Origin of the sequence: Streptomyces sp. NRRL F-2664, from assembly GCF_000719345.1 — a bacterium.
Classification (GTDB): domain Bacteria; phylum Actinomycetota; class Actinomycetes; order Streptomycetales; family Streptomycetaceae; genus Streptomyces.
Window position 1 is genome coordinate 1 of record NZ_JOFX01000640.1, and the last position, 271, is coordinate 271.

The 271-nt window shown below is 72.7% G+C and carries 1 pseudogene; it reads right to left on the bottom strand.

From position 1 onward, the window contains the following. Positions 1–271: pseudogene (locus IF89_RS44350) on the bottom strand (hypothetical protein); the annotation flags it as partial.

A 271-nucleotide genomic window follows, 5' to 3' on the forward strand; every position in this document is an offset into this window, starting at 1 on the left:
GAAGACGCCGGGGAGGTCGATGTTGTTGCGGCCGTTCTCCAGGAGCTGGCCGAGGCCGAGGCCGAGGTCGGGGGAGGAGGCGATGATCTCCGCGGCCATCAGCGAGGGCCAGGAGAAGGCCCAGCCCTGCTTGAGGCCCGCGACGTAGCCGGGCAGGGCGGCCGGCATGACGATGTGGCGGGCACCGCGCAGGCCGGTGGCGCCGAGCCGATCGCCAGCGCGAGCAGGAAGCCGAGCAGGCCGCGGGAGACGGAGGTCCAGATGACCTCCA